The organism is Segatella buccae ATCC 33574 (assembly GCF_000184945.1).
Classification (GTDB): domain Bacteria; phylum Bacteroidota; class Bacteroidia; order Bacteroidales; family Bacteroidaceae; genus Prevotella; species Prevotella buccae.
The window spans coordinates 1,171,601-1,183,877 of sequence record NZ_GL586311.1 but is presented as its reverse complement, the minus strand read 5'-3'; the positions used below and the strand labels follow the sequence as shown (position 1 = coordinate 1,183,877).

The 12,277-nt window shown below is 57.1% G+C and carries 5 protein-coding genes; 4 read left to right on the top strand and 1 reads right to left on the bottom strand.

The genetic code is table 11. The features are described 5' to 3' along the window. Positions 1-173: 173 nt before the first annotated feature. The 4 genes from HMPREF6485_RS04495 to HMPREF6485_RS04480 all read left to right on the top strand — a co-directional run bounded on the left by HMPREF6485_RS04495 (position 174) and on the right by HMPREF6485_RS04480 (position 9,115). The gene (locus tag HMPREF6485_RS04495) at positions 174-2,591 is read left to right on the top strand and encodes a family 43 glycosylhydrolase (RefSeq protein ID WP_004344989.1); all 2,418 of its coding nucleotides are present in this window, start codon (positions 174-176) and stop codon (positions 2,589-2,591) included. Positions 2,592-2,641: 50 nt separating this feature from the next. Continuing rightward, positions 2,642-5,119, top strand: a complete 2,478-nt coding sequence (locus tag HMPREF6485_RS04490; protein ID WP_004344987.1) for a glycoside hydrolase family 127 protein — start codon at positions 2,642-2,644, stop codon at positions 5,117-5,119. A gap of 565 nt (positions 5,120-5,684) precedes the next feature. Further along, complete coding sequence (locus HMPREF6485_RS04485) at positions 5,685-7,670, top strand: alpha-amylase family glycosyl hydrolase (protein ID WP_004344986.1); 1,986 nt, start codon at positions 5,685-5,687, stop codon at positions 7,668-7,670. A gap of 125 nt (positions 7,671-7,795) precedes the next feature. Further along, a complete protein-coding gene (locus HMPREF6485_RS04480) occupies positions 7,796-9,115 on the top strand; it encodes a glycosyl hydrolase 53 family protein (protein WP_082231297.1) in 1,320 nt (439 codons plus the stop codon). Between the two features lie 130 nt (positions 9,116-9,245). On the opposite strand, the gene HMPREF6485_RS04475 is transcribed toward HMPREF6485_RS04480, so the two are convergent. Continuing rightward, positions 9,246-11,606: a TonB-dependent receptor gene (locus HMPREF6485_RS04475; RefSeq protein WP_004344984.1), complete on the bottom strand. Its 2,361-nt coding sequence runs from the start codon at positions 11,604-11,606 to the stop codon at positions 9,246-9,248. Between the last annotated feature and the right edge of the window lie 671 nt (positions 11,607-12,277).

Sequence of the window (12,277 nt, the reverse complement as noted above, 5' to 3'; positions counted from 1 at the left end):
TAAACTGATTATTTGCAAACCCACTGCAAATATCGTCCATCAAGATAGAAAAATTGTCCAAAAGGAGGCTGAAGAGCCCTTTCTGGACGATTTTTCCATCAGTAGAGACTATTTTTGCATCGCCTCTTGCCTATTATCCGTATCTTTGCCGCACATAACAAGACCATCCTGCCATGAACTTCAAATTTCTGATCGTCTCCGCCATGTTGCTCCTGCCCCCAACCCTCACTTCAGGGCAGAAGGCCTACAACACTCCCGGAGCCCTCAACCCGTTTGTTCCGGGCTACTTTGCCGACCCCACGGTGAAGAAGTTTGGCGACACCTATTATATATATGCCACCACCGACGGCTGCGGGGCGGGCTTCGGCCCGGCGCAGTGCTGGACGAGCAAGGACTTTCTCAACTGGACCCTCCTGCCCATGAACTGGCCCGACAGCCACTGGATATGGGCCCCGGACGTGATGCGCAGCAGCCGCGACGGCCGCTACTACATGGTCTATTGCCAGCCCTGCAACCTCTACATGGGCGTGAGCGACACGCCGCGGGGCCCGTGGCGCAACATTCTCGGCGAGAGCGAGGCCGTGCTTGTGCCCGACCGATTCGTGAAAAACGCCATCACGCTCGACGGACAGACCTTCACCGACGATGATGGCGAGGTCTACATGTACTGGGGCACATGGGGCATCTACAAGGGATTCGGCTGTGGGGCGGGCCGACTGAATGCCGACATGAAGAGTTTTGCAGAGACACGGCTCATCCCCAATACGGAAATCACCGACTTCTTTGAGGCTCCGTTCGTGATGAAACGCAACGGCATCTACTATCTGATGTACTCCTCGGCAAGCTGCCACGACGCCACCTATCATGTGCAGTATGCCACCGCCGACCGTCCGCTGGGCCCTTATACCTATCGGGGCACCATTCTGCGCACCAATGCCGACAGCACCGTGCATGGTCCCGGACACCACAGCGTCTTGCAGGAGGGCGACGACTACTACATCGTCTACCACCGCCACGACAATCCCCACTCCACCCGGGGGTTCCACCGGCAGCTCTGCATCGACCGCCTGACATTCAACCCCGACGGATCCATCGCCGAAGTCACTCCCACCCACGACGGTATCGGGGCACTGGGGAGGCCCGTGACCCACGACCCCAATCTGGCTTTCGAGGCCCGCGTGAGGGCTTCGTCAAGCTATGGGGCTGACTTCCGGGCCGACTATGCCGTGGATGACAACAATGGAACACTCTGGCGGCCGGCTTCGCTCGGGGAGGAGTGGCTCGAGATAGACTTGGGAAAGAGCGTCAAGATAAAGACGGTGATGACGCAGTTTGAATATGCCACGCAGTATTACCGCTACTTCATCGAGACTTCCACCGACGGCCGCCGATGGCAACTCTTTGCCGACAAACGGAAGAACCGACTCGCCGGCAGTCCGATGGCCGACTTCGGAGAGGTGCGGGCACGCTATGTGAGGCTCACGTTCACGGGCGGACAGAAAGTCGGTTTCGGCGGTGGCGTATGGAATATCAAGGTCTACGGAGACAACGAAGACTGGGCTCCGCAACAGTGGGTGGGTCTGACGGGGGCCGACTGGAACGGCCGCTCGTGGGAAAACAACGAGGGTATGCTCGCCGGGGCTTTTATTCTGACAGCAGGGAAGGCGCGGGCACGGCGCACCGCGGGAAAAGAGGCCCTCGCCTTGGAGCCCGGCACCACACTCACACTGACCCACGCCTTGCTCTCACCCCATCGGCCGCACACGCTCACAGCCTCCATCCTTTCCGCCGACGGCTCATGGCGACAGGCCAAAGAGGGCGACAAACACCTGCAACTCAAGGAGGGACGGCTACAGATTTCGGCCGGTGCAGACACACTTTTCATCACCAACGTGCGCTACTACAACCGGCTGCAACACCCGCAGGAGACGGCTTTCGACGCCACGACCGACATTCTCCGTCTGCCACCTGCCGAGACCCAAAGGCTCGGACCGGTGGTAGACCTTCGCGCCGATGACTTCGCCGAGGGCGACACTGCCCACATCATCGCCAACCACGGCATCGGCGGATGGCTCGAACCGGCCGGAGCGGCCTGCACCGTCGAATGCCGGGAGGGGCGCAAAGCGTTCCGCTTCACAGGCTCGGAGGTCTACAACTCCACCTTTGCCATGCCTGCCACCTTGCGCGACAACACACCCTACACACTCGAAGCGTGGATTCTGAACCCGGAAATGCAGGAGAACGAATGTGTGGCCGACTTCACCACAAGTCACGACGAACTGGAAAAAATCATGCTGGTCAACGGCACCGAGCCCCGCTGCGGACTGCTCAACCACTACGGATGGTATGAAGACGTGGGGAGCAGGCAAGCCGGGCAGTGGGCCGGCCGGTGGCAGCATGTCTACATCTGCTTTGACGGACACATCGAAGAGGTGCGCATCAACGGCCACATTGTGAGCCAAAAGGACATCCGCCTGCTCGTGAAGCCCTCGCAACGACTACGCCTCGGGCTCAACAACGAGGGAGAATGGCCCTTCACGGGCTATCTCCACGCGCTACGCCTGTGGGATGCCTGCCCTACCGCCCTGTGACGGACGACAACAACTGACCAACAGCAACTTACATAAATCGACATCGCAACATGAAAAGACAACTCTTCATCACGGCCCTTGCGGCCACGACACTATGGTCGGCCCATGCCGCCAATGCCCCCACGGCGGGCTATCCCATCACGCCGGTGCCTTTCACATCGGTGAAGGTGTGGAACAACAGTTTCTGGGGACAGCGGTTGGAGACAAGCCGCAGGGTGACCGTCCCGCTGGCGTTTGAGAAATGCGAGGAGACGGGGCGCTATGCCAACTTCGAACATGCGGCCATCCACCTCAAAGACCCGTTCAAGACCTTCCCCGTGGGCGGACTGAGCTTCGACGACACCGATCCCTACAAGACTATTGAGGGGGCAAGCTACATCCTGCAAACCTATCCTGACAAACGTCTTGTGGCCTACATCGACAGCGTGCTATCCATCATCGGGGCGGCGCAGGAGCCCGACGGCTATCTCTACACCTCGCGCACGCAGAATCCAAAGCATCCCCACGAGTGGGCGGGCGACAAGCGGTGGAGCAAGGAAGAGGACTTGAGCCACGAACTCTACAACCTCGGGCACATGGTGGAAGGGGCCATCGCCCACTATCAGGCCACGGGCTCGCGCAAGTTTCTCGACATAGCCACGCGCTACGCCGACTGTGTGGTGCGCGAAGTGGGGCCTAAGCCGGGACAGGCCTGCGTGGTGCCGGGACACCAGATAGCTGAGATGGCACTCTGCAAGCTCTATCTTGTCACAGGCAACCGGAAGTATCTCGACGAGGCCAAGTTCTTCCTCGACTATCGGGGCAAGACAGCCATCAGACAGGAATATTCACAGAGCCATCTGCCCGTGCTCGAACAGTCGGAGGCTGTGGGCCATGCCGTGCGCGCGGCCTACATGTATGCCGGCATGGCCGATGTGGCCGCGCTCACGGGCGACACGGCCTACATACACGCCATCGACCGCATCTGGAACAACATCGTGGGCCGCAAACTCTACATCACGGGGGGCATCGGGGCCACCAACAACGGCGAGGCTTTCGGGGCCGACTACGAACTGCCCAACATGAGTGCCTATGCCGAGACCTGTGCGGCCATCGGCAACGTGTATGTCAACTACCGGCTCTTCCTGCTTCACGGCGAGAGCAAATACTTCGACGTGCTCGAACGCACACTCTACAACGGCCTCATCAGCGGCGTGTCGATGGATGGCGGAGGCTTCTTCTATCCCAATCCGCTCGAAAGCCGCGGCCAGCACCAGCGGCAGGCATGGTTTGGCTGCGCTTGCTGTCCGTCCAACATCTGCCGGTTCCTGCCCTCGTTGCCGGGCTATGTATATGCGGTGAAAGACCGCAATGTCTATGTCAACCTCTTTTTGAGCAACTCCGCCTCGCTGGAGGTGGCCGGCAAGCGCGTGGCTTTGTCGCAACAGACGCAATATCCGTGGAACGGCGACATCGCGCTGACGGTGGACGAGAACCGCGCGGGGGCCTTTGCACTGAAAATACGCATCCCGGGATGGGTGAAGGGGCAGCCGGTCCCGTCGGACCTGTATGAGTATTCCGACGGCAAGCGCACGGGCTACACCATCGCCGTGAACGGCCGAAGGCTCACCGCCACCGACATCAACTTCTCGCCCGACGGCTATTGCACCATCGTCCGGAAGTGGAAGAAAGGCGACCGGGTGAGCATACACTTCGACATGGAGGTGCGCACGGTGAAGGCCGACAACCAAGTGACGGCCGACCGCGGACAGGTGAGCATCGAACGGGGGCCTATCGTCTATTGCGCCGAATGGCCTGACAACGACTTCGACCTCACGGGCGTGCTGCTCAACCAACATCCCGGATTCACCGAAGGACAACTCTCCTACGATGCTTTCATAGCCGACTCCCTGAAATCGAAACTCACTTTATATAAAGACCGCCGACTCACCACGCTTGCCACCCAAGCACAAACGTTGGCCTACAACGAGCAGGGTGAGCTGACCGTCAGGCCGGTGACGCTGCACCTCATCCCCTATTTTGCATGGTGCCACCGCGGCAGCGGCAACATGAAGGTGTGGCTTCCGCAGGATGTCAAGGCCGCCCGACCGGCCATGCCTGCCACCTTAGCCTCAACAGCTGAGGTCGCCTCCTCGTCTCCCTCACCGGCCCTGCGCAGTGTCAACGACGGTCTTGTGCCGGCCGACGGGAACGACCGTTCCATCCCCTACTTCCACTGGTGGCCCAAACAGGGCACAACGGAGTGGGTGAGCTACACCTTCCCGGAGCCTAAACGCATAGAGAGTGCCACCGTCTATTGGTACGACGACCAGCCGTGGGGCGGCTGCAAGGTGCCCGAGTCGTGGAATATCGAATACCGGACAGCCGACGGCAAGTGGTTGTCCGTTCCCGAAGCTGACGGCTATCCCGTGAAGAAGGGCAGTGCCTGCACGGTCAATTTCACTCCTGTGACTGCGAATGCCGTGCGCCTCCATGTGAAGCAACCCGAGAAATTCTCCTGCGGACTCTTCGAGTGGACAGTGAAGTGAAAAAAGAGGGACGGGACATAATCGAAAACAGCGGATAAAGAGGGACAAATTCTCAGTCAAGGCGTTTTGTCAAACTATTTGTCCGGATTCAGCCCCTGAGTTTTGCTCATTTGCCACCGGACAGGTCGTCGGTTGCAAATGAGCAAATTTGGTGGCACTTTTAAGGCACTGACAATCAGGAGTTTGAATTTTACAGACATTTCATAATGCCCGAAAACCGGTCTGAAACGGGCTCTTCGGGCTTGCAAAAGGGCCACAGTTGACGTGCAACTGTGGCCCTTTGAGCCTCCAAGTGTAGCCCTTTTGCAAACTCGAAGGGGCCAAACGGGAAATCGGAATGACTTTTTCGGCCTTGCGAGACCGCTTTCCCATTCTATTTGGCGAGTTTTTCCGGAGGTGCTTTTGTAAAGGTTGTTCTGCTGCAACCGTATGGATTGCCACGACACAATGCAATCGTTTGCATTTCTGTTTAACAGTTGATTTAAATCAACTTGGAGGCATATTCGGAAATAAAAGCGTAACTTTACGGCCGTAAACCGGAATTTATTAGCAAATACTGACCAACATGAAAAGATTCTATTCAACCATTATCGCACTCGTTGCGACCGTCTCCATGATGGCCCAAGGTTGGCCGTCTAACTATGGCGGCGTGATGCTGCAAGGTTTCTCGTGGGACTCATACGTGGACACGCAGTGGAGCAACCTCGAGAGCCAGGCCGACGAACTGTCGCAATACTTCAACCTGATATGGGTTCCGCAAAGCGGCAACTGCAACACTTCGCACAACGTGATGGGTTACACGCCCGTGTATTATTTCAACCAGAACTCAAGCTTCGGCACGGAAGCGCAACTGCGCTCCATGATCAAGGCCTTCAAGAATAAAGGTACGGGCATCGTGGCCGATGTGGTGGTGAACCATCGCAACAATCTCGGAGTCGGCGGATCGTGGGTGGACTATCCTGCCGAGACCTATAATGGTGTGACCTACCAAATGCACTCCACCGACATCGTGGCCAACGACGATGGCGGACAAACCAAAACATGGGCCACGGCCAACGGCTATTCGCTCAGCGGCAACAACGACGAGGGCGAGGGCTGGAGCGGATGCCGCGACCTCGACCACAAGAGCGAGAACGTGCAAAAGGTGATCAAGGCCTACGTGAAATATCTCGTAGACGACCTCGGCTATACCGGTTTCCGCTACGACATGGTGAAAGGTTTCAACGGCAGCCACGTGGCCGACTACAATGATGCGGCCGGCGTGGCCTACTCCGTGGGCGAATGCTGGGACAGCAACAGCACCATCAAGAACTGGATCAACGCCACGGGCAAGAAGAGCGCGGCCTTCGACTTTCAGTTCCGCTACAATGTGCGCGATGCCATCAACGCCAACGACTGGAGCAAACTCAACAGCACTAACAATCTGGTGCATGATGCCGGCTACCGTCAGTGGGCCGTGACGTTTGTGGAAAACCACGACACGCAATATCGCAGTGCCTCCGAACAGCTCGACCCCATCCGCAAAGACACGCTCGCCGCCAACGCCTATCTGCTCGCCATGCCGGGAACGCCCTGCGTGTTCCTGCCCCACTGGAAAGCCTACAAGAGCGAAATCAAGTCGATGATCGACGTTCGCCGCGCTGCGGGCATCACCAACACGAGCACCTACACGAACATTTCTCCCGGCTCTACGCTCTATCGTAACACCGTGACGGGCACCAAAGGCAAACTGCTGGTGTGCCTGGGCAATAAGGCAGGGGCCTCTTCGGCTCTTGGCGGCTACACCAATGTGCTCAGCGGCTATCACTATGCCTACCTGCTTGACAACTCTCTCGAAACGGCCTTTGCCGACAAGTCTTCGGGCACTTACGAGACCACCATCCCCGTGAAGCTCTCGGCCGTTTCGGCCACCGGCGGCACCAAGCTCGTCTACACCACCGACGGCAGCACGCCCACGGCAAGCAGCCCCTCGGTGGCATCGGGCCAGACAGTCAATATCACTTCTTCCTGCACACTGACAGTGGGCTTGTTGAAGAACGGCAGCGTGTCGGGCATCGTCACCCGGGAATACACCATCAAGCCTTTCGAGGCCCACACGGCCACGGTCTATTTCAAAGACCCGGGTTGGTCGGCTGTATATTTCTACGCTTGGGACAGCAAGGGCACTCTCAACGGCTCATGGCCGGGCAAGACCGTGACCGACACAAAGACGATCAAAGGCGCAAAGTGGTATTACCGGACATTCGACATCAATGCCTCCAACTACACGTTCAACATCATCTTCGGCCAAGGCAACGGCAAGAAGCAGACTGTCGACATCGGTCCCATCAGCGACGACCGCTACTATGAGTTGGCAGGAGAGGTCAACGGCAAGTTTACCGTGGCCGACATCACCTCAAACATCACGACAGGCATCGACGGGACTATGGCCGACAATGCCGTGAAGCGGGCCGACAATGCCTACTACACGTTGCAGGGTATGAAGCTCGCCGGCCGGCCTTCCGTTCCCGGAATATACATTCACAACGGTAAGAAGACGGTCGTGAGATAACGCCCGCCGCAACCGAAAACGCCCTAAAAGCCAAGAAGAGCAGACACATCCAAAAAGTGTCTGCTCTTTTTCGTTTATATGAAATGAAAGTCTTACCTTTGCACCCGACACAAACCAATATCAACATGCTACATTCCTATCAACTAAAACCGGTGCTCCTTCTCTCGGCACTCTTTATCTTCTTGCAGATGCAGGCCCAAAAATACGTGGGCGGCGACATCTCCTTGCTCCCTTCCTACGTGGAAAACGGGGCGAAGTATTACGACCACGGCGGAAATGCCATTGCAGACCCACTCGCTTTCTTCAAAGCTGAAGGCATGAACGCCATGCGCGTGCGGCTGTTCCACACGCCCGCCAACGCCTCAACGACCGAAAAGGGGGAAGGTGTGAGGCAAGACCTTGCCTACGTCACCCGGCTGGCTAAGCGCATCAAGGAGGCCGGAATGAAACTGATGCTCGACTTCCACTACTCCGACTCGTGGGCCGACCCTGCCAAACAGTGGCTGCCCAAGGCTTGGGCCGGACTCTCAGAGAGCGACCTGCAAGACTCGATTTACAACTACACCAAGCACGCACTCACCACACTGACCAAGGCCGGGGCCGCCCCCGACTTCATACAGACGGGCAACGAAATCAGTTATGGCATGGACTGGGGAACTGATGCCGGCAATGCCAAGTATTGCTATCCCTCCTCCCCTGCCGCCAACTGGGATCGTTTCGCTGCCCTGCTTCGCCGGGCTACAGCCGCCTGCCGGGAAGTGTGCCCCGCTGCCAAAATCATTCTGCACACCGAACGCGTCTCGGCCAACACCTCCCTCCAGAAAGATAATGCCGGCTATGCGGCCCTTGCCAACTTCTACAACAAGATGCAGGGCTACGCCATCGACTACGACATCATCGGCCTCAGCTACTATCCCTACTTCCACGGGGCCTTGGGTGAACTCGACGGGGCCGTGTCACTGCTCGAAAAACAACATCCGGAAAAGGACATCATGCTCGTGGAAACGGGTTATTCCTATAAATATGCCATGGGAGGTGACTACAACTACACCGCCACCTACCCTCTCACAGATGCCGGACAACGGGCTTTCACCCGCGATCTCATTGCCCTGCTCAACACTCACGAACGCGTGACGGGCCTCTTCTGGTGGTTCATGGAAGCCAATGAGTGCGGTCTCACGTGGGGTGTAGACAACGTGACGGAACACTGGTACAATGCTTCGCTCTTCGACAACACCACGGGCCGTGCCACCTCCGCTCTCTCTGAACTGAAGACTTTTGCCGGAACAAGCAACGGTATCGCCACCGTTTCGGCCCTCAAACAGCCAATACCTGACAACCACTGGTATTCCCTGACGGGCATGCGACTCCCCGCCCGCCCCACCATCGGCGGCATCTACATCCACGGGGACAGGAAGATGGCAGTCGGGAAAGTTGGCAAGTAGACAAGTAGGCCGGTAAACAAGTTGTTTGTCATATAGGATATGAAGATTCTATGGGAGCAAAGCAAACAACTTGTTTACCGGCCTACTCGTCTACTTGTCAACTATAACTCGTTTACTTGTCAACCATAACTCAATACGCCACCTTTATTCCCACAAAGAAACTGCGGGGAAGCGAAGGGCCGTAGATGTAGTCGGCATCGCGGTTCCAGCCCTTGTCGAAGTCTTTTTGGAAAGCATTGGTGAGGTTTTGTATGCCGCCATTCACCTCCAGTCTTACCATGTCATAGACCGTGAAGGTGTAGGCCAACTTGAGATTGAGCGTGAAGAAAGTCGGCGTATGCACCGCCACCGGTTTGTCGACACCCGAACCGGCCACGTGTGGCACCAGCATCTTGCCCGTGTAGTTGCCCGAGAGCGAAGCTGTGAGATGGCGCAGTGGGGTGACATTGGCTGTGAAATATCCGTAGAAATTGGGCGTGCGCAGCATTTTTCTTTCTGCCGGAGCCTTCTCGTCCCACTCCACGGCATCGCGATAGAGGCTCTTCTGCCACGTGATGCCGCCCTGCAGACTGAACCATGAGGTAAAGGCGGCCTTGCCTTCCACGTTAATGCCCCACACATTGGCGGCATTGGCGTTGTAGCGTTCACTGATGCCGTTGCCGAACTCGTCTTTTTCATCCAACCGTCTTTCAGCAAACACATTGTTCAACCGGGTGTAGAAGCCCTCCACGAGCAAGTTGGTCTGTACGCTGCCGAAACGCCTGTACAGGTCGGCCGAGAGGCTCAAGCTGTGCGACTTCTCCTCTTTCAGCCCTTTGGCCAGCCGCGTCACCACGCGCTCGCCGCCGGCCACGGTGGTGTGCAGGTCTTCGTCAAACGCTTGAGGGGCCCGGAAACCACCGGCATAGACCAACCGTAAGTTGACATCGGGCACGGGATTGTACCGCAGGTTGACGCGTGGTGAGAAGATAACATGGCTGATGAGATTGTGCTTGTCGAGCCGTCCGCCCACGAGCAGGCCCCACCGCGCGTTCTTCCACTCGTTTTGCAGATAGGCACTTGAGATGCGCACGTGCTGGCTCATGCTGTAGTCGTAGCCCAGGGAGCGGTCTTTCAGCCCGTCGTAGCTATATTCCGCGCCCACGGTGAAGTTGGCGGGCATGAAAAGCAGGCGGGTGAAATCATGCACAAACTGTGCCCCCACTATCATGCTGAGGTCTTCCGTGCGACTGTAAGCCTTGCGGGCCGCCTCCACACTCTCGGCAGAACCGTCGCCCGTGCCACCGTAGTAGCTCTTGCGATGCACATTCTCGAAAGAATAATAGGCCGAGAGATGATTCCGCTCATTGGGCGTATAGAGGTCATAGTTCAGTCCACCGCCATGGATAGTGTGGTCGAGCTGCTCGGCGATGTTGGCTTCGTGGGCCGGCACATGCAGCATGTTTCCGCCCCGGCGATACTCGCTCAGCCCGTGATATTGCAGCGAGAGTTTGGAGTAATCGGTCAACCGCAGATAGGAGTTCAGGCCAATGGTCTGATTGTGCAGGTTGGGCATCTCGGTGTAGCCGTCGCCGTCGTGGTCGTAGCCCGCCCGGTAGCGGTTTTGCCCGTAGACATAGAGACCGGCCTTGTTGTTTTCCGTGACGACGGAAGCATTCACCGTGGTATTGTTGTCAAACCGGCTCTTGCCTCCTATCGACATCAGTGAGTGGCCCACCTCAGCCGAGTTGCCCGTAGGCTCCTTGGTGATAATGTTGATGGTGCCGCCGATGGCCGATGCGCCGTAGAGGGCCGAACCGCCCCCGCGCACCACTTCCACGCGTTCAATCATGTTGGCCGGAATCTGCTCCAGTCCGTAGACGCCTTGCAGGGCCGAGAACACGGGGCGCGAATCAATGAGCACCTGCGAATAGTGCCCGTCGAGTCCGTTGATGCGCACCTGCGTGAAACCGCAGTTCTGGCAGTTGTCTTCCGTGCGCACTCCGGGTTGGAAGTTGAGCCCTTGGGCCAGGCAGGTGGAATGGGTAGATTCAAAGAGTTTTGTATCCAGAACATTCACCACTGCCGGCGACTCCCTGCGCAACGTTTGGTTGCGGTTGGCAGAGACTACCACCTCGTCGAGCGCCACCTCGTCTTCATCCACTTCAAAATTCACTTCCGCCGTCTTGCCCTTCACGATGGTCACCTCCCGGCGCTGCGACCGATAACCCGTGGCCCGCACCTCAATGGAGAGCCGCCCCTCGGGCAAGTCTTTCAGCAAATAGTGGCCTGTGGCATCGGTGGCCGTCTTGATGAGTGTGCCCACGACAAACACGCCGATGCGCGGCAGGTGCTCCTGCGTTTTCCGGTTCACGACATGTCCCACGACATTGGCATCGGTCTTGTCCCGGCCCGAATCTTCGGCCCGACCTACCGATGACAGTCCCAGACAGACCAACAACAAAAGGGTCTTGACAAGGACTGATTGATTTTTTCTCGTTTTTTGTTTCATACTTGTTTCTTTTTTACTTCGTTCACCGCCCTACTTGTTGTCGACTCCTCAAGTCTGCCGGCTACTCATTTGTTGCTACCAACTTCTTGCTAACAAGTTGTAGGTAGGGCAAAATTTTTCTCCCAATGGCCGCATTGATGGCAGGTGAAGGGAAAGTCCACAAAACGCAGTTTTCCCCTTTACGCTATCGTGGCAGGCCACTTTGACGGTGTACCGTTGCCGAAAAAGGAAGTTCTTTTGCTCAGTACAAAGGTAGCGAATATTTATGTACGAAACAATACCTAATATAGATGAAAAGCTACCCCGACCATTCCAACACAAAGCAAACGGCCTCCCCACTCAGCATGGGCGGTCTGTCGGAATGTAAACATGTTTCTTCTCTGATTTGGTTTTCAGCCGATTCCATCGTATCTTTGCATTGGCAAGGGAAGCGCGAGAGCGTTTCCCTTTTTTAGTCCTCTACTGCCTTGGAGTGTCGTTCGGCCCAAATGGGCTTGTAAAAGGGCCTCTTCGGGCTTCTCGGTCGGGCCGAATGAGCTTTCAAGTGTGGCTCTTTTGCAAAGTCGGTCGGGCCGGATGAGAATTTTGATGGGGCAGAGAGGGATAATGGGACGGATGGAACAAGGCGGGGAGACGTATGGGGGGATATACTGTGTAAGGCTTTTTCAAAA